Source organism: Peijinzhouia sedimentorum (genome assembly GCF_049340005.1).
Taxonomy (GTDB): domain Bacteria; phylum Bacteroidota; class Bacteroidia; order Cytophagales; family Cyclobacteriaceae; genus CAXBDP01.
This window is the reverse complement of record NZ_JBMPIY010000006.1, coordinates 73,856-93,316: the sequence shown is the minus strand read 5'-3', so window position 1 is coordinate 93,316 and position 19,461 is coordinate 73,856. Positions and strand designations below refer to the sequence as shown.

At 38.4% G+C, this 19,461-nt stretch carries 18 protein-coding genes; 14 read left to right on the top strand and 4 right to left on the bottom strand.

What is annotated here, in order from left to right:
• Positions 1-66: 66 nt before the first annotated feature.
• Together rho and ACOXY8_RS10115 are read left to right on the top strand one after the other, a co-directional pair.
• On the top strand, positions 67-2,028 hold the full coding sequence (gene rho / locus ACOXY8_RS10120; RefSeq protein WP_458331468.1) for a transcription termination factor Rho: 1,962 nt from the start codon (positions 67-69) through the stop codon (positions 2,026-2,028).
• 178 nt (positions 2,029-2,206) lie between these two features.
• Positions 2,207-2,674 (top strand): N-acetyltransferase family protein, encoded by a 468-nt coding sequence (locus tag ACOXY8_RS10115; protein ID WP_458331467.1) that lies wholly within the window; start codon positions 2,207-2,209, stop codon positions 2,672-2,674.
• Here the strand turns inward: ACOXY8_RS10115 and ACOXY8_RS10110 are convergent.
• Entirely contained in the window at positions 2,671-2,973 is a 303-nt protein-coding gene (locus ACOXY8_RS10110; RefSeq protein ID WP_458331466.1) for a DUF4286 family protein, read from the bottom strand. The genes ACOXY8_RS10115 and ACOXY8_RS10110 overlap by 4 nt on opposite strands.
• 224 nt (positions 2,974-3,197) lie before the next feature.
• On the opposite strand from ACOXY8_RS10110, the gene ACOXY8_RS10105 reads away from it, so the two are divergent.
• The 11 genes from ACOXY8_RS10105 to ACOXY8_RS10055 all read left to right on the top strand — a co-directional run bounded on the left by ACOXY8_RS10105 (position 3,198) and on the right by ACOXY8_RS10055 (position 14,220).
• Positions 3,198-3,872, top strand: a complete 675-nt coding sequence (locus ACOXY8_RS10105; protein WP_458331465.1) for a carotenoid biosynthesis protein — start codon at positions 3,198-3,200, stop codon at positions 3,870-3,872.
• A 31-nt stretch (positions 3,873-3,903) separates the two neighbouring features.
• Entirely contained in the window at positions 3,904-4,344 is a 441-nt protein-coding gene (locus ACOXY8_RS10100; protein WP_458331464.1) for a sterol desaturase family protein, read from the top strand.
• Between the two features lie 14 nt (positions 4,345-4,358).
• Positions 4,359-5,252, top strand: a complete 894-nt coding sequence (locus ACOXY8_RS10095) for a MerR family transcriptional regulator (RefSeq protein ID WP_458331586.1) — start codon at positions 4,359-4,361, stop codon at positions 5,250-5,252.
• 302 nt (positions 5,253-5,554) lie between these two features.
• Positions 5,555-6,064, top strand: a complete 510-nt coding sequence (locus tag ACOXY8_RS10090) for an RNA polymerase sigma factor (protein WP_458331463.1) — start codon at positions 5,555-5,557, stop codon at positions 6,062-6,064.
• Positions 6,065-6,129: 65 nt separating this feature from the next.
• The gene (locus tag ACOXY8_RS10085; protein ID WP_458331462.1) at positions 6,130-7,608 is read left to right on the top strand and encodes a phytoene desaturase family protein; all 1,479 of its coding nucleotides are present in this window, start codon (positions 6,130-6,132) and stop codon (positions 7,606-7,608) included.
• 6 nt (positions 7,609-7,614) lie between these two features.
• Positions 7,615-8,460 (top strand): phytoene/squalene synthase family protein, encoded by an 846-nt coding sequence (locus tag ACOXY8_RS10080; RefSeq protein WP_458331461.1) that lies wholly within the window; start codon positions 7,615-7,617, stop codon positions 8,458-8,460.
• A 46-nt stretch (positions 8,461-8,506) separates the two neighbouring features.
• Positions 8,507-9,352, top strand: coding sequence for a 4-hydroxy-3-methylbut-2-enyl diphosphate reductase (locus ACOXY8_RS10075; RefSeq protein ID WP_458331460.1), 846 nt, complete (start codon positions 8,507-8,509; stop codon positions 9,350-9,352).
• 19 nt (positions 9,353-9,371) lie between these two features.
• Positions 9,372-10,055: a fatty acid desaturase gene (locus ACOXY8_RS10070; RefSeq protein WP_458331459.1), complete on the top strand. Its 684-nt coding sequence runs from the start codon at positions 9,372-9,374 to the stop codon at positions 10,053-10,055.
• Between the two features lie 12 nt (positions 10,056-10,067).
• Positions 10,068-10,862, top strand: a complete 795-nt coding sequence (locus ACOXY8_RS10065) for a sterol desaturase family protein (RefSeq protein WP_458331458.1) — start codon at positions 10,068-10,070, stop codon at positions 10,860-10,862.
• A gap of 218 nt (positions 10,863-11,080) precedes the next feature.
• Positions 11,081-11,845 carry a LytR/AlgR family response regulator transcription factor gene (locus ACOXY8_RS10060; RefSeq protein ID WP_458331457.1) on the top strand — a complete coding sequence of 255 codons (765 nt, stop codon included), beginning with the start codon at positions 11,081-11,083 and terminating at the stop codon, positions 11,843-11,845.
• 98 nt (positions 11,846-11,943) lie between these two features.
• Entirely contained in the window at positions 11,944-14,220 is a 2,277-nt protein-coding gene (locus tag ACOXY8_RS10055) for a T9SS type A sorting domain-containing protein (RefSeq protein WP_458331456.1), read from the top strand.
• Positions 14,221-14,231: 11 nt separating this feature from the next.
• Here ACOXY8_RS10055 and lysA read toward each other — a convergent pair whose 3' ends face one another.
• Positions 14,232-15,455, bottom strand: a complete 1,224-nt coding sequence (gene lysA, locus ACOXY8_RS10050) for a diaminopimelate decarboxylase (RefSeq protein WP_458331455.1) — start codon at positions 15,453-15,455, stop codon at positions 14,232-14,234.
• 210 nt (positions 15,456-15,665) lie between these two features.
• On the opposite strand from lysA, the gene ACOXY8_RS10045 reads away from it, so the two are divergent.
• Complete coding sequence (locus tag ACOXY8_RS10045; RefSeq protein ID WP_458331454.1) at positions 15,666-16,409, top strand: 1-(5-phosphoribosyl)-5-[(5-phosphoribosylamino)methylideneamino]imidazole-4-carboxamide isomerase; 744 nt, start codon at positions 15,666-15,668, stop codon at positions 16,407-16,409.
• A gap of 73 nt (positions 16,410-16,482) precedes the next feature.
• Here the strand turns inward: ACOXY8_RS10045 and ACOXY8_RS10040 are convergent, their stop codons facing one another.
• Together ACOXY8_RS10040 and ACOXY8_RS10035 are read right to left on the bottom strand one after the other, a co-directional pair.
• Complete coding sequence (locus ACOXY8_RS10040; RefSeq protein ID WP_458331453.1) at positions 16,483-17,055, bottom strand: hypothetical protein; 573 nt, start codon at positions 17,053-17,055, stop codon at positions 16,483-16,485.
• 29 nt (positions 17,056-17,084) lie between these two features.
• The gene (locus ACOXY8_RS10035) at positions 17,085-19,442 is read right to left on the bottom strand and encodes a TonB-dependent receptor (protein ID WP_458331452.1); all 2,358 of its coding nucleotides are present in this window, start codon (positions 19,440-19,442) and stop codon (positions 17,085-17,087) included.
• Positions 19,443-19,461: the final 19 nt, after the last annotated feature.

The window sequence follows — 19,461 nt, the reverse complement described above, 5'->3', positions numbered from 1 at the left end:
AATCACTTTTTACTTTCCAACCTTTACCTCAATCATCAAAGGTTTTTTATTTACTAATCTTATTGTATGTATACTATTGACGACCTAAGTGTCAGGTTGCTTTCGGAATTACGGGAACTAGCCGAAGAAATGGGCCTGAAAAATTTCAAAAAACTTGCTAAGCAAGACTTGATTTATGCCATTCTCGAACATCAGGCTGTAACTCCTGACGAAAAGCTACCCAAGAAAAAAACTGAAGAGGCTAGCAAAGCCCCAGAAAAAGCTTCCGAAAAACCAAGCCCTAGTGCTGCACCAACTCGAAATGAAAATGATAGAGCTGAAAAGCCTAGAGTTCGCAGACAAAATGTTACCGACAGAAAGCCGGATTCTTCCCGCGAAAAACCCAACCCTCCTCAAGCTAAAACAGAAGATACTGGCAAAATAAATAAGCCCGTAAATGAAATGACTGCTGAGGAGCTATTGAAGTCATTTAATCTGGAAGTAGAAGATACCGTTTCCAACCTAGATAAAAAGACTAAAGAAGATATTGGTGGAGCAGCTAAACCAGAGGCTAATAAAGAAACACCTCAAAGAAAGCCTGAGCGCAAGCCTGCTGACAACAGACCTACAGACAGAAATCAGCCAAGAAATCCTAATCAGGGAAACAGAAATCAGTCGGAGGAAAATGCTCCTGAAGCCAAAAAGCCAAGCGCAACAGAAAACAACACTAACGCAGCTGAACAACGCACGCCAAATCCACGAAGAGAGGATAATAGGGAGCAAAAAGACAATAGAGAGCCGAGGGAAAATGCTCCACGCGAGACAAGAGAACCTCGTGAAGCTAGAGCACCTAGGCCAGAGCGTAGAGATGATGACAATAGGCAACAGCAGCAGCCTCCTAGACCAAGAAAACCACAAACAAACGTTAAGGATTTCGACGGTATAATTGTAAATGAAGGTGTATTAGAAATGATGCAGGATGGCTACGGCTTCCTTCGCTCCTCGGATTACAATTACCTTGCAAGCCCTGACGATATATATGTATCTCCATCGCAGATCAAGCTTTTTGGTTTGAAAACTGGTGATACTGTAAAAGGTCAAATTCGCCCTCCAAAAGAAGGTGAAAAATACTTTGCGTTATTAAGAGTAGAATCTGTAAATGGGAGAACTACCGAAGAAATAAGAGATCGAGTGCCATTTGAATTTTTGACTCCACTATTCCCTGAGGAGCAAATCAGACTGAGCACCAAATCGAACAATTACTCCAGCAGAATTTTAGATTTATTTGCACCGATTGGCAAAGGCCAGCGTGGCATGATCGTAGCCCAGCCAAAAACGGGTAAAACGGTATTGCTTAAGTCTATCGCCAATGCAATCGCTGAAAATCATCCAGAATGCTATTTGATGATTTTACTTATCGATGAGCGTCCTGAGGAAGTTACCGATATGGCTAGAAGCGTAAAAGCTGAAGTAATATCTTCTACTTTCGATGAGCAAGCCGATCGCCATGTGAAAGTGGCTAGCATCGTATTGGAAAAAGCAAAGCGTATGGTAGAATGTGGCCATGATGTGGTGATTCTATTGGATTCAATCACTCGCTTGGCTCGTGCTTACAACACAGTAGTTCCAAGCTCAGGCAAAATTCTCTCAGGTGGTGTGGATGCAAATGCATTGCATAAGCCTAAGCGTTTCTTTGGTGCAGCACGTAACATCGAAAATGGCGGCTCACTTACCATTATTGCGACAGCACTAATCGAAACAGGCTCCAAAATGGATGAAGTAATCTTTGAGGAATTCAAAGGTACCGGCAACATGGAATTGCAGCTTGATCGTAAGATTAGTAACCGTAGAATTTACCCAGCTATTGATGTGACAGCATCAGGCACCCGTAGAGAAGATCTACTACTCGACAAGGAAGAACTTGCTAGAGTGTGGATATTACGTAAATACATGGCCGATATGAACCCGGTAGAAGGTATGGAATTCCTACTCGACAAAATGAAAGGCACAAGAAACAATGAAGAATTTCTCATCTCGATGAATGGCTAATTCTCATTGATTCTAAATTTAATAATCCAAAAGACCCTTCATTCGGGTCTTTTGGCATTTATAGCCATTTACAAAAACTAAATCCACCCTCCCGCTGATTTTCCGTGTTCAATATTTACTTGGAGAAAAATTCAAATTCGATACATTTGTTTATCTATAATTTGAATTAATTATTGTCATGATCAATATTCGAAAAGGTGAGTCGCAAGATATTCCAAGTGTTTACCATCTAATAAAAGAATTGGCTGAATACGAAAAAGCCGCCAATGAAGTGGAAACAAGTATTGAATCTATGCTCGAAGATGGTTTCGGAAAGGATCCCCTTTTTGAATTTTTTGTGGCAGAAGAGAATGACACAATAATTGGAATTGCTCTTTACTATTGGCGCTATTCCACATGGAAAGGACGAGTGCTTTATCTCGAGGACTTTGTGGTGCGGGAGGATAAAAGAGGCCTTGGCATAGGCAAAATGCTGTTCCAAAAGCTGATCGCAAGAGCAAAAGAGACTAACAGCCGCCAAATAGCCTGGCAAGTGCTCGACTGGAATGAGCCTGCTATCCGTTTCTACAAAAGGCTACAATCCGACTTTGACGCAGGCTGGCTCAACTGCCGATTGCAAAGTGAATACTATGATGTGGTTGGCTAAACTTCTTCCAGCAAAGTACGGAATACCACAAATTTATCTTTATAGCGGCTGCTATGCTCGGCTTGCAATGCTTCCGCAAATTCCTGCTGATATTGCTCGATCAGTTCCATGCTTTTGGCCATATACTGCACAGCGTAAGTTGTACCTTGGGATTCTTCTTCGTACATCATTTTGAGCATACGAGCATTTTCAAAACAGTTGGTAGCCAACACCTCTGGAATATGAACCGATTTCATCCAACGCATCCACTCCGACTCTACATCTCTATCAATATTTATAGTAACATTATATAATATCATCAGCCATTTGAATTTGCAATAAAATTAATCTTTTCTTTAAAATAACTTTGTGGAATTTCAAATTATTCATTTATCTGGAGTGATTTAGTGGTAAGATTTACTGGTTGAATAAGGTAAATAAATTACATGGAGATCAAATTAATCAAACAAAACCTCCCCATTCGCTTTTTAAGCTTTTGAGTCTTTATTTCGCATTATTGTTGGCTATTGCACAAAAGGATAAAATGACCCAAGCAAATTATTTACACCCCTTCCAAAATCAGCTTGTTAAAGGAGCTTTTGTGCTTCTTATACTGATTTACACTGCCGGTGTTATTGGTTTGGCATTTCCTGCAAGCAGGGCATTGTTTCAAGATCTTACCCCATTTTCCTTGTGGACTAGTGCTATATTGTTAATTCTTTTTCAAGAAAATAAAAACCGCAGTTTTCTGCTTTTTGCTATTATCACCTTTTTGGTTGGATATTCTTCTGAAGTGTTGGGGGTACATACAGGGCTTATTTTTGGTGATTATAGCTATGGAGCAACCCTTGGATTTAAGCTTTGGAAAGTACCCATACTTATTGGTGCCAACTGGCTTATTTTAGTTTTGGCAAGTGGTTATTTGGCAAATAGTTTTCCTATTGCCCCGTGGCTCAAACCCATAATTGCTGCATTGCTTATGGTTGGTTTGGATATCCTGATTGAGCCCGTAGCCGTTTACTTCGACTTTTGGTCATGGGCGGGAGGTAGCATCCCATTCAAAAATTATATCGGATGGTTTGCCATCTCTCTTATTCTTCAAATACTGTTTTTCAAACTCCCCTTCACTAAATATAACTTTCTGGCTAGCAAAGTCTTTATCATCCAACTATTTTTCTTTCTGATATTGAGGCTTTTAATTCTTTTTATCGGAAATTAAACATTATTAATCAATCAGAGTTCTTCATAAAATGATCGGTTTGCTATTCTTAATTATCGGATTTGTAGCAATGGAGATTGCTTCTTGGGCCATTCACAAGTATTTGATGCATGGCCCGTTGTGGTTTATTCACAAAACCCACCACAATCCCAGCAAAGGTAAATTCGAACTAAACGATGTCTTTACACTTTTCTTTGGAAGCATTGCGATTGTTTTGATCATCCTAGGCTTACCCGAATGGGATTATCGATTTTGGTTAGGCGCAGGGATAAGTTTGTATGGAATGGTCTATTTTATCTTCCACGATATGTTTATCCACAGAAGAGTAAAATGGGCAAAGCGACCAGGCAGTAAATTCATCGAAGGAATTGCCAAAGCACATAAGGATCATCATAAGACAAATAAAAAGGATGGAGCAATTTGTTTTGGATTGCTCTATGTACCGAAAAGATATTTCAAATTTGACAAATAAATGAGGAAAGCATGGTGAGCGTATATTCAATTAAGGATTTGGAACATTTGTCAGGCATCAAAGCTCACACACTTAGAATTTGGGAGCAGCGATACAATTTTATGTCCCCAAAACGTACGGAAACGAATATCCGCTATTACGATGACCAAGACTTAAAACTAGTATTGAATATTTCCTTACTTAAGGATAACGGATTCCGCATTTCTCGCATCGCTGAAATGACCGAAAAGGAAATGCAAGAGGAAGTACTTAAACTTACCGAAAGGCATTTACACTTTCCAGATCAAATACATGCGCTCACCATTGCTATGGTGGACATGGATGAAGATAGATTCGAGAAAATATTGAATACTTCTATCCTTCAAATGGGTTTTGAGAAAACCATCAAAGAAATTGTTTATCCATTCCTTTCGAGGATTGGTTTATTATGGCAAACGGGCTCAATCAATCCTGCCAATGAGCACTTCATCAGCAATCTGATTAGACAAAAAATGATTGTGGCGATCGATGGCCAAATAAAAACAGCTGATCCTCATGCGAAGAAATTCTTATTGTATTTGCCAGAAGGCGAATTACACGAATTGAGTTTGTTGTTTAGCTGCTATCTAATTAAGGCACGTGGATTCAAAGTAATTTACCTTGGACAAAATATGCCTCTGCGAGACTTAGACATTGTAAAGGATATTCACAAACCTGAATATGTGCTTACAGTAATTACTTCTTCACCAGATCAAGAAAACGTGCAAAACTACGTGCAGAATCTTGGTAAGAAGTTTAGTGACTCTACAGTAATCCTCAGCGGCTATCAAGTAATTGGGCAAGACTTAGAACTTACCGAAAATACAATTGAAATGGCCAACATTCAGTATCTCATAGACTACATCGAACAAGAAGTCGCTACTGTATAGGCATAAATTTTCTCAAGGCTCGTAATAATATAAGCTATCCAAATTGGGTAGCTTTTTTTATATCCTCCCGCTTATTCCATTTTCAATGCTTATTTTTGTTTATGTTTAGATAAACATTAATTGTTTAATGAAAAATAATTTTTCTTCATTTTAGGCCTTTATACGTGTTTAAACGCATTTATAAAAATTATTTTAAAAATTTACGTAACTTTTTGTTTAATTATTACGAAAAAAGAATAAACAAATTATTGGATGTTGTTTAATCATTCGCTAGATTTGTTCAACAAAACAACCTAAAAGACATGACAGCTTTAGAATTCAGTTACACGCTCGACAAAATGTCCAAGTCCTTGAAGCCTTTCGCATTGAAACTTACAAGGGACATGGAAGATGCAAACGATTTGATGCAGGAAACAGTCTTAAAAGCCTTCACCAATCGTGAAAAATTTACTGAGGGTACAAACCTCAAAGCATGGTTGTATACCATTATGAAGAATACCTTTATCACCAATTACCAACGTATGGTAAGAAAGGGAACTTTTGTAGATACTACAGACAATTTGCATTACATCAATTCCTCTGGCAGCATTATCGAAAACAATGCGTACACTGGATTTGCTCTTAAGGACATCAACTTGGCAATTGAAGAATTAGACGATGTACACAAGGCGCCATTTATGATGCACTACAGAGGATTTAAGTACCATGAAATTGCTGATAAATTGGGAATCCCAATCGGTACTGTTAAGAATAGAATTCACATTGCTAGAAAAATACTGAAAGACAGGTTGAAGGTGTACGCATACAACTAAGGTTGAAAATTGAGTATATTATGCTCATTATTAATTGTTCATCTTATTGAAAAATCAGTATTTCTATGAAGCAAAAAAGTGTAATCGTCATTGGTTCAGGTTTCTCTGGCCTATCTGCTGCTTCATGTCTTAGTAAAGAGGGTTATATAGTCACCCTGCTTGAGAAAAATTCCGTGCCTGGTGGAAGGGCAAGGAAATTTGAGGAGCAGGGTTTTGTTTTTGATATGGGTCCAAGTTGGTATTGGATGCCTGATGTGTTCGATTCGTATTTTGCGCATTTCGGAAAAAAGACTTCCGATTATTATGATCTTATCCGCTTAGATCCATCCTATTCAGTTTTTTTTGGGAAAGATGATCGTCTAGATATCCCAGCTGTGCCAGCCGAACTCGATGCTATGTTCGAATCGCTCGAGCCTGGAAGCAGTGGGAGGTTGAAAGAATTCATGAGCCAAGCCGCCTATAAATACCAAGTAGGCATTCACGATTTGGTATTCAGACCTGGCCGCAGCCTAACTGAATATATCGATACCCAACTTTGGAGGGATGTATTACGATTAGACGTTTTTACATCTATGAGTAAGCATGTAGCGCAATTTTTTAAGCATCCAAAACTTGTCGCATTGATGGAGTTTCCCGTGCTATTTTTAGGAGCTACAGCCCACAAAATCCCAGCACTTTACAGTTTGATGAATTATGCCGATATGGCTTTGGGCACTTGGTATCCAAAAGGCGGCATGTTTAAAATAGTAGAAGGAATGGTTTCCCTCGCCCAAGAAATGGGTGTGGAAATCAAACTCAACCAAGAAGTAAAAGGCTTTCAGTTTGATGGCGACAAAATCCGCAAAGTAATCACTACTAATGGCGAATATGAAGCCGATATTGTAGTTGGCGGTGCAGATTACCATCATATAGAATCCAAGCTGCTGCCGAAAGACAAGCAATCATACAGCAGCAACTATTGGGATAAGCGTGTGATGGCGCCTTCATCCCTACTTTATTATGTGGGAGTGAATAAAAAGCTCAAAAACCTATTGCATCACAATCTGTTTTTTGATGAGGACTTAGGCGTACATTCCTCAGAGATTTATGAAAATCCCAAATGGCCTACCAAGCCCTTATTTTATGCTTGCGTACCATCTGTTACAGATTTGACCGTTGCTCCAGAAGGAATGGAAAATTTATTTCTACTTATTCCAACTGCTCCGGGAATGGAAGATAGTGAGGAGATTAAGGAAAAATATTTCGATATTGTCCTAGACAGATTGGAAAAATTATCTGGCAATTCCATACGAGAGCACATCGTGTATAAAAGGAGTTATGCTCATAATGACTTTGTAAAGGATTATCACGCCTTCAAAGGAAATGCTTACGGACTTGCAAATACCTTGACTCAAACAGCAATTCTGAAACCATCGCTTAAGAGTAAAAAACTAAAGAACTTATTTTATACAGGACAATTGACGGTACCAGGCCCAGGCGTGCCACCCTCATTGATTTCGGGTAGAGTAGTAGCAAAAGAAATTTCGAAAGAGTATCCATTATAGAGAAATATGATTACAGGAAAAGAGCTTTTTGACCAAACCACTCTTGAGTGCAGCAAGCTAGTGACGCTTCGCTATAGCACCTCATTTTCATTGGGTATCAAAACGCTAGACAAGGAATTCCATTCCCCGATATATGCTATTTACGGTTTTGTTCGCTATGCAGATGAAATCGTAGACACATTTCACGATTTTGATAAAGCAGCTTTGCTAGAAGAGTTTAAAGCAGAAACTTTCAAGGCAATTGAAAAGGGAATAAGCTTAAACCCAATATTACATAGCTTCCAATTGGTGGTAAACGAATATGAAATTGATAGACATCTAATAGATGCTTTCCTTTTCAGCATGGAAATGGATCTGTACAAAAAGCAATTTGACGATTCGAAATACGAAGAATATATATACGGCTCCGCAGAAGTTGTGGGCTTAATGTGCTTAAGAGTCTTCTGCAAAGGTGATGATTTACAATATCAAAGTTTAGTTACTCCAGCAAAGAAATTGGGGGCTGCATTCCAAAAAGTAAACTTCTTGAGAGATTTGAAAAGCGACTTTGAAGATCGCGGGAGGGTTTATTTTCCAGGGGTAGATTTCAAGCATTTCACTCCTGAAGTGAAAAAACAAATCGAACTTGATATATCAAAAGATTTTGAAGAGGCACTTGCGGGAATTATGCAATTACCTGCAGGAGCAAAAATGGGCGTTTACTTAGCTTATGTATATTATTTGAAGCTTTTCGACAAAATACGTAGTTGCCCAGCCTCCCGCATTTTAGACGAACGTATTAGAATTCCCGATACTAAAAAAATGGGATTACTGGTCCAAACTTGGTTCAAATACAGACTCAATTTCATATAATCAATTGCTCAAATAAACAATCAAATCAATTCTGAGTTAATCCAATATGTTAAACCTAAAAGTAGAAATCGACCATAATTCTGGCTTTTGCTTTGGCGTTGTGTATGCCATCGAAATGGCTGAGGAAATCCTCGATGAACAAGGCTATCTCTACTGCTTAGGTGACATTGTGCATAATGACGAAGAAGTAAAAAGACTGGAAGCAAAAGGCTTAAGAATAATTACTCATGATGATTTGGGCACGCTAAAAAATGAAAGCGTTTTGATCCGTGCGCATGGTGAGCCTCCATCTACTTATGAGTTGGCTCTCAACAACAATCTTACGCTAATTGACGCATCCTGCCCTGTGGTGCTAAAGTTGCAAAACCGAATCAAAAACTCCTTCGACAAAAAGGAGAAGATATACATTTATGGCAAGCATGGCCATGCAGAAGTAATTGGCCTTTTGGGGCAAACCAGCAATGAAGCTATTGTTTTTCAGAATATTGATGAATTAGATATTGAAACACTTCCAAAAAATCTGACACTCTACAGCCAAACTACCAAAAGTACTGACAGCTTTTACGAAATTACCAAAACACTGATGGAAGCTGGCATTACAGTAAATTCCAATGACACTATTTGCAGGCAAGTTTCGAATCGTGATAGAGAATTGAGAGATTTCGCTGGCAAATTCGACCATATCATTTTCGTATCCGGCACCAAATCTTCGAACGGAAAAGTACTTTACAATGTGTGTAAAGAGCAGAATCCATCTACCTATTTCATATCCAATGCAGATCAATTGGATGCAAACTGGTTTAGCAAAGGGGAGACAATAGGAATATGCGGCGCAACTTCCACTCCTATGTGGCTTATGGAGCAGGTAAAAGAAAGACTAGCTACCTTCTAATTTTTTCGTAAAATTGTCAATGGCTTTACTCAAGAAACATCTTGGCGTAATTATTTCGATCCTTATCATTGCGGCTTGGTTTGGTCTATTGAGTATTTCCTTACAATGGGAAGTTACTTACACATCCTTGTTCCTCCCGCTTTTTATATTGGTGCAAAGTCATTTATACACAGGGCTTTTTATCACTGCTCACGATGCTATGCATGGAGTGGTAAGTCCTAGCAATCCCAGATTAAATAAAGCAATCGGCACTTTTGCGGCACTACTATTTGCCTTCAATTTTTATCAGCGTCTTTTACCAAAACACCACGAACACCATAAATACGTAGCCACAGATAAAGATCCTGATTATGCAGAAAAAGGCTTTTTTGGCTGGTATCTCAAGTTTTTGATGGAATATCTAAACTGGAAGCAAATAGTATTAATGGCCATTACATTCAATATTTTGAAGCTGTATATTCCACAAGAAAATCTTCTTCTTTTTTGGATTGCTCCATCATTCTTAGCTACTATGCAATTATTTTACTTTGGCACTTATTTGCCTCATAGAGGTGAGCATGAAGCAGGCAATAAACATAAAGCTCGTAGTCAATCCAAAAATCATCTTTGGGCATTTTTGAGCTGCTATTTTTTTGGCTACCACTACGAGCATCACAACACGCCTTGGGTTCCTTGGTGGAAACTATACCAGCAAAAGCAATAAATTAGGCGGATAATGGAAGAAACAATTCCTTGGGATTTTACTGAACCTTTAGTTTTTGGAATGCTGTTCCTTGCCATGTTTTTGATGGTAGTAATTCGCTATTTTATTTTGGCGGGAGGTTTTTATGCTTATTTCTACTTGTGGGCTCCCAACAAATGGCGAAGCAGAAAAATCAATCAAAAGCCACATTCAAAAAAACAGTTTTGGTATGAATTAAAATACTCCATTCTTACTTCATTGCTGTTTGCTCTCCTCGGCGCAATCACAGCTGTAGCTTGGCAAAAAGGCTATACGGCTATTTATACTGATTTTAATGAATATGGGATTTGGTGGTTTATAGCGAGTATTGCCATTGGGATGTTGATCCACGAAACGTATTACTATTGGCTACACAGATGGATGCACATACCAGCTGTATACCGAAAAATCCACAAAGTGCATCATCAGAGTATGATCACATCGCCCTGGACGGCTTTTTCGTTTCATCCTGTGGAAGGTCTGCTTGAAGGAATCATCCTCCCGCTAATTATCCTTGTGGTGCCTATGCATCCTTATGCGATCATTACACAACTCACCATTATGACGATCACCAGTGTGATAAACCATTTAGATATTGAGATTTATCCACGTGGCACACACAAGCATTGGTTTGGGAAACATTGGATTGGAGCAAGCCATCACAGCTTACATCATCAAAAATACTCCTGCAATTATGGATTGTATTTTACGATTTGGGATAAATGGATGAAAACTGAGAGTCCGCTATTTCCTTCGAGATTTGAAGAGAAAACTAAGCCTGCTGATTAAAAATTACCAAAATTGGTTCATTTTCAAATTACTAATTCAAAGGACAAAAGTTAAACGTTAGCCAAGCAGATTACAAAAAACTGGTTGGTTAATACCTCTTTTTCTGTTTTCAATACCAATTTTCTGAAAATTTTCAATTCATTTAATCTCCTAATTTTTGAATTGATTAGAATTAATGTCGATATTAGTAATCTTAACCACAAAAACCCATCTATAACTTGGCTTCAAAACTTAAAATATTAGTAGTAGAAGATGATGCGAGTATCGCTGAAAACTTAATGGAAATTCTCGAACTATCGGGAGGTTATGTTACCGATACGGCACCTTCGGCAGATTTAGCTCTTACTAAAATAGAATCTTTTAAACCAAACTTGATTCTATTAGACATTAATATTCAAGGTGATAAGGATGGAATCCAATTAGGTGAAATAATTAAAGAGAAGTATAATTTACCATTTATTTATCTTACTGCATTTGCGGAAAGAGCTATATTGGAAAGAGCTAAAAAGACATTGCCATTTGGTTATCTTGTAAAGCCTTTTAAAGTTGATGGTGTATTTGCAGCGATTGAAATTGCCTTGAGCAATTATGAAAATCTTAAAACTGAAGACGAAAAGTCGAAGAAGAAATCGTCTACTGCAAATGAGGAGAATTTAATAATGGGTGATGGAATTTTTGTGCGATTCGCCGGAATACTCACCAAAGTGAAGTTTAGTGAAATATTATTGATTAGCTCTGACGGGCGTAAAATCAACATTACTACCAAGGATAAGAATATCCTTATAAACAAACCAATGAAAGAAATTGAACCTAAGCTGCCTGAAAGGGATTTCTTAAGGATTCACAAATCTCATATAATCCGATTAGATGCTATTACTGCAATCAAGCCTACACACCTATTTATGGGTGATCAGGAAATATCAATCGGTAGGGCTTATTACAAGCCTTTGAAGGAGCGGATGATTGCGCTTACTGGAGAATAAAAACAAGTAGATAATACCAATTATCTAAAGCCGACGCTGCTCTGAAATTTCGTTTTTTCATTGCTACAACTTTTAAAGCTGATAGCAACCATATAAAAATGGTGAAAAAATATATTCAGAAATATTGTCTGCTTCTGTTTATTGTGCTGACCCTAATTAGCTCAACTACTTACTCTGCACAAAATGTTGGTGATTTCAGGAGTAAAGGCGATGGTCTATGGAGCTCAAATTCAACTTGGGAGCGGTATACGGGATCAACTTGGGTAGATGCCACCTCAGGTCAATTCCCAAATGAGACAAACTCGGCGTGGATACAGGTACAGCATACCGTTACGGTCAATTCAAATCAAAAGGTTCTTAATCTGCATTTAAGTGCAGGAGTTGACTCCAATGGCGGAGGATGCGATACGGGTGTTTGTAGCAGTTTCTTGATTCTAGGCTCTAATTCACTGGAGATTTACGGATTTTTGCGGAACTATTATGCCTCGGAAGGAACTACTCCGGCATTAGGAAATAACGATTTCAATTCTAGTATTGGCGTAAGTCAGAGTCAAATCGAATCTGATAATTCAGGCGGAATAATAGTCAAAGGCAATTCAAGGACATTTGTGCATGAAAGTGCTTGGGCAGCCAATCATAATTCATTTAGGATTGTTTTCGATGTGGGTAATGAAGATATTATTACTATTGCTAATACATTCAAAGCTAGAAGGATTGTAATCAGCAATGGAACAGTAAACTCTAGCACCAATCGTCTATCAGCAGATGGTGGTGGCGCAAGTGGTAGTTCTGGTGTATTTACAATAGAAGATGGTGGTAAATTAATTTCTAATCGAACAGGTGCGTCTTCAGGTTTGCAGGTAATATCGAAAGGTGGCGATAGTGCTTGCCAAGAATTTAGGATTGAAGAAGGTGGAACATTGGAATTATTAGGAGCAAACCCACATATAGCCGCGGCGAATATTCTTAATGAAGGTTGTGTCATTTATTCACGAAGCGGAAATCAAACATTGCTACAAAGCAATTCAGGAGGCATAGATATTGAAACTTATGAAATACTCAAACTTGCAGGAACAGGCGTAAAAACCTTAGCTAATGCAATAACTGTAAATGATTCATTAGTCATTGAAGAAAGTGCAATAACTAATCGAAATTCATTTACGCTCAGCTTTCCTTCTACCTTTTCATTAGTGTTTCGAGGGAATGTCGCTCAAACTACTACTGAAGAAAACTGGCCGGATCTTAGTATTCCTAATTTAATAATTGACAATTCAAATGGCCTGACTTTACATGAGTCAAAAACTGTTACCAACCAGCTTATATTAATTCAAGGAAACATAATTTCAGAAAGTCATTTACTTACCATTGATGCAGATGGAACCATCAATGGAGGCTCAGAAGATAGTTTTGTCTCCGGACCTCTTGCACATTCTGGAAATGGAGAAAAATATTTCCCAATTGGGAAAAGCGAAATTTTCAGACCTGTTTATGCAGATATCACAGGGTCGGGTCACACCTATAGCATTGAATTGATAGATAGCGAACCAATAGGTAATCCGGTGGAACCAATAATAGTTTTGAGCGATCTATATCATTGGCAATTGGAATCAGTTGCTGGAAGCCTCAGCAGTGGCAGCATTAGGTTTATTTATGATCCGGATGACATTGCAAGTGATGATGAGGATATTAGAATTGGCTTTTCGTCAACCGTCAGTGGTGATTTAGAGGAATTAAGCACTCTAGACAATAGTGAAATTGGGGAAATTACTGTGAGTGCCAATCCTACCGGTGTTTATGGATTAGGAACTATTATTCCTCAAAGTACATTGCCTCTAGTTTGGAAATCTTTCAAAATTGAATCCCAAAATCAAAGTGTACTCGTCAATTGGGAAACCCGCTTTGAAAAAAATGTAAGTCACTTTGAAGTCCTCAAATCGGAAGATGGCGGGAGGATATTTAAGAAAATTGGCAGAGTGAACGCGATTGGCAACTCAAAGGCAATTTCGCACTATACTTTTACTGATTCACAAATCAGCAATAGCAGAAACTATTACAAAATCAAACAAGTGGATATTGACGGTAGCGCAAGTACTTCGGAAATTCAAAGGATAGATTTGGGCATTGTAACTGCTCCCAAAATTTGGGTAACACCAAGCAAAAACCTCTTTATTGAAAGCCTAGATTCGAAATCCTCAGTTCGAGTCCAAATTTTTTCGAGCACAGGCAAGGTAGTATTTACAACTATTCTGAATAGCCCTAACAAAAGGGATAAATACTATCAAATTCCATTGAATACACTCAAGGGTGGAATATATTGGGTAATCTTAAATAAAAATAGCCAGACTCTTAAACAAAAAATCTGGCTAGCTTATTAATCAGCTAATTTCTATAATTCTATATCTACTTGATTCCTTAGAATATCATCAAGAGTTTCACGTTTTCTAATCAAATGGGCTTTGCCTTCATGAACTAAAACTTCTGCTGGTTTTGGTCTTGAATTATAGTTAGAAGCCATCATGTAGCCATAAGCCCCGGCGTTCATTATTGCCAATACATCACCCTCCCGCGTTTCAGACAATTTTCTGTCTGCGCCTAGGGTATCCGTCTCGCAGATATAACCAACAACTGTATAAACTCTAGGCGTTCCATCAGGATTACTCACATTTACAATGTCATGATATGCTTCATACATCATTGGTCTAAGCAAGTGATTCATGCCTGAGTTGACTCCTACAAATACAGTAGCAGGAGTGGTTTTAATTACATTAGCTTTCACGAGTAGAATTCCAGCTTCACTTACCAGATATTTCCCTGGCTCAAACCAAAGCTCAAGTTCACGGCCATATTCCATACAGAAATTCTTAAAGGCTTTGCTCAATCTAGCGCCCAAAGCCACAATATCCGTGGTAACATCGCCATCTCTGTAAGCAACTTTGAAACCGCTGCCAAAATCAATAAAATCTAAATCTGGAAAGCTCATAGCTGCATCGAATAGGATTTCTGCTCCTCGCAAGAATACTTCTGCATCGAGAATATCCGAGCCAGTATGCACGTGTAATCCATTGATTTTCATGTTATTTGCTTCCACTACTCTGATGACATGTCTCAGCTGCAAAATGGAAATTCCAAACTTCGAGTCGATATGGCCAACGGAAATCTTGGAGTGACCTCCCGCCATTATCCCAGGGTTGAAGCGTATGCAACATGGTACTGTATTGTGGTATTTATGTCCGAATTGCTCAAGCACAGAAATATTGTCGATATTGATAACCACGCCCAATTTTACCGCTTCATCTATTTCGTCCATAGCAACGCTATTTGGCGTAAACAGGATTTCACTTGGTTCAAAGCCTGCTTTCAATCCAATTTTCACCTCCTCTATTGACACGGCATCCATACCAGAACCAACCTTTTTTAATAGCTTCAAAATAGCAATGTTGGTTAATGCTTTACTTGCATATTTGATTTTGACCTTAAGTCCGGGAAAAGCATTTGCTAGGGTATTGTAATTTGAAATGATCTTTTCCGAATCATATACGTAAAGTGGAGTGCCAAACTGTTCAGCAATTTGAGTAAGCGGGAGGTTTTGAATTGAATATTGTGGAGTCACGAATAAATGAGTTTGAAAATGCTCACAAATATATGGAAAGAACCCTTGCCCTCCTGCATTCTGGCAAATCGAAAAAAATGATTGTTTTATGAACAATTAAAATAAAGTCGGATATTTAGTATATTAGCAATCGACCATTTAGTTTTTCATTAAAAATTGTCAAGTACATTTGAATTAAAATCCTCCATTCAAATTTTTATTTTATGATTCATGATTGAAATTATTCCTTCCATATCGATACTCAACGGGAAATTTGTAAGGCTCCAAAAGGGTGACTTTACAAATGAGAAGGTATACAAAGAAGACCCTTTGGAGCTTGCCAAGAAATTTGAAGATCATGGCATTAGGATCATCCATTTGGTAGATTTGGATGGCGCACGCCGTGGCTCGCCAGTAAATTACCACATCTTGGAAACCATTGCTGGTTATACCAATTTGAGAATAAATTTTAGCGGGGGGATTAATACTGATGGCGACATTAGTAAGGCCTATGAATATGGAGCAACTTCTATAACAGCTGCAACCATCGCAGTAAACAAGCCCGATTGGTTCGCATCTTGGATTATTTCTTATGGCCGAAATAGAATAGTTCTTGGAGCTGATGCGCTAAACGAAAAGATCTTGATTAAAGGTTGGGAGAAAAAAACCGAAATAGATATTTACGATCATGTGGATAGTTTCTATTTCAGAAGCTTGAAATATATTAAAACTACTGATATTTCAAAAGATGGATTAATGGAAGGCCCCTCATTTGATTTATACAAAAATCTTATTGATCGTTTTCCTGGCTTATGTGTTTTGGCAAGTGGCGGTGTACGATCTGTGGATGATATCTCCAAACTTCAAGATTTGGGAGTTTATGGAGTTATTTTCGGGAAAGCGCTTTATGAGAATAAGATCGATTTAAAATCTCTAGAAAAATTTACTAGCAATTACACAACCGACGAACCTTAATTACACTGTGAAAATCAATAAAAAAGGCTGCCTAATTAGTTTAAGCAGCCTTTTTTATTGATTAAAATTTGTTTTACTGTACTGTTACATTGACGATAATATCGACATCTGTATCACCCCCTGCATTATTAATAATACCTTCTGCTACACCAGCAGCCGTTTTATTTGGCATGTGTCTTAACACTACTCGTAATGTCCCAGTGCCTGCTACTCCCGTTGTGAATATAGAACTCAAACCGACAGGTCTTCCAAAATCATCCACATCATCATATGCGATAGTTGTGAATATATCTCCTGTTGGAATAAAGAAGAATTGGTGTTCATCAGCTTCTTCTTGGACTTCCTCAGTAATATCTTCCCCTTCCAAATCATTGAAAAGCTCAATACTTACACTGTAAACTGTTCCTGGCTTGAGCGTTGGGTGAGTAAAAATAGGGTCGTTACCACCAGGCCCATCAGGATCATCAACTTTGGCCGTTACCACCTCGCTTGTGTTAAGCGTATTGGTAAATTTCATTTCTACTCTTGTGATGATTTCTGTTTCATTTTCTGGCTCTGGATCATCATCGCTGCTGCATGCCGAAGCAAATATCGATGCAAATAATAGCAGCAATAAGCTTTTGTTCATTGTTGTTTTGTAATTCATTTTCCCACTGAATTTAAGTTAAACATTAATTAAAACTGATATTGAAATCTAATACTGATGTTTCTTCCCAGTTCATCAGCATAGTATCTTAGTCTATTCATATAGTCTCTGTAAGATGTATTCATTAAGTTTTCAACATCTATAAAAAGACTCAAATTATTGGATCCTACAGTAGTACTTGCTCCCAAAGCCAAATCAACCAATTGATAAGCATCTGGTGCAGCAGTAAAATCTCTGTCGTCTGACACTCTGCTTTGCCGCGCAACATGCGAAACGGAGCCTTCAATAAATGGACTGAATTTTCCAGAAAAATTTTTACGTAAAGAAAAATTATACCTATCTGCAGGCATCCAAATTATGGCTTCGTTCTTATTCAGGTCATTTGCACGAACCATACTATAACTCAATGTAGCATTCAAATCTGTAGTAAAGTCATAGTTTACTGTTCCATCAAAGCCAACTAATTGAGCATCCGTCTGCACATATTGTTGAAGTGGGAACGCTCCTCTTACAGTAAGTACGAACTCTCCAGGCTTAGGCTCCAGATAAACAAAATTATTAATTCGCTGAATATATGGATTCGCAACAGCGCTCCATTTATTCTTATTTATACTCAGAGTATTTACCCATTTTAATGAGGACTCGGCCTTAATTGCTTCACTGTTTTCCACATCTGACAATATACCCCCTTCGTATAATAAGCCTCTTTCAATAGCTGCAACTCCATGATGAAGTCCATTGCTAAAAAGCTCACTGACATGAGGTGGCCTCCAAGCCGAACCCAAATTACTTGAAAGTCGAATGCTCTCATTCAAATCAATTTGCCCTCCAATTGAAAAGGTATGATTATCGAACGAGTATTTAGGATTCACTAATTGGTTACTTTCGTTAAAAGTTTTCACCTCTAACTCTCGATGATCGTATCTAGCACCAAATTCCAATTGCCAATTGTCTTTAATGTATTTCTCAATCAAGAAAATGCCAGTAGTGAATTGATTGAAAAATGGTATAAGTGGGTCAACTCCAGTTCCAGGTACATTTCTATTCTGCTGATATATGCCAGTAATGCCTACTTCGCCTTTCAAGGAGCCAATTGCTTTATGCTCCAATCCCAAATCAAGACTGTGTGTATTCAGATCCATATCTATTGCCGCTCTATCTGACCTCCCGCCTCTACGGACATCGAATTCACGACGTAAATTCCATTGACCACCGTACTTCGCTTTAATCTTACCCAGATTTAGTGCAGTCCAGTAGCCATTCAATTTTAGCAAGGAGTGTTTAAGTTCTTGTCTTGGATTATCGATTTCATAAGAAAAATCCCTTTGATAGAATGGTTCATTACGGCCAATTGCATCTTCCAAATCAGTAAGGTTCCCGATATGAGCACTTCTTAGGATGCCAATGTCGGTATTGAATCGGCTAAAGAATACTTCCAGCCCTTTGTTTTCTGTGTTCCAACCACCAGCAAGTGAAAAATTTAGCTCCTTCACTCCTGTGTTCATCAAATTATAATCAGGAGCTTGAAAGTCACCTCCCCTTTTGACAGAAGCCTGAACACGCCAACCGAAGTTATTTAAGGTAGAGATATTGCCTTCGAAAATGGTGGAGAATACCCCCATACGACTATTTGTCATTCCAGCAGTATTTATTTCACCACCAAATTTTTTGTTGATTCGCAAATCCTCCGGCTCTAAAATGATAACACCTCCAATAGCATCTGGGCCATATTTTACGCCTTCGGCACCTTTTATAACGGTGATTTTGCTAGCAACGAATGGATCAATTTCTGGCGCATGCTCTGCTCCCCATTGCTGCCCTTCTTGACGAATACCATTGTTAAGAATGAGGATTCGGTTGCTATGCAGCCCCTGTATTACGGGCTTGGAAATTCCCGGCCCCGTTTGTAAGGAGCTGAGGCCTGGCAAGTCTTTGAGTGACTCGCCCAAGGATTTGCCTCGGGATCGTGAAAGTGCTTGCCCTCTTAATTGCTGAGTAGCTTGAGTTATAGCAATTTGGCGCTCGCCGTCTACTACCACTTCACTTAATACTATATTACTTTGATTGAGCTTTACTTGAATTTTCTGAGTCTCTTTAGCAACAAACTCTATCCGAATCTCCTCATAGCCAATAAAATGAATGTCTACAGTGTACTTTTGACCAACACAAAGGGTTGAAAATTTGACTATTCCATCATTATCAGCAGCTTGACCTTTGTCCAATTGATTGATCCAAACAGCTGCTCCAGCAAGCGGCTCAGCATTATCAGCATCTTGAATTTCGAGAATTAATTCTGCAGAACAATCCTGTCCGCTGGCTTCAAAAAAGAAGCTGAAATGAATTAGGACTGAGGAAAAAAGAAAGTATAGTGGAAATAATGATTTCAATTGCATAACCAATTAGGCT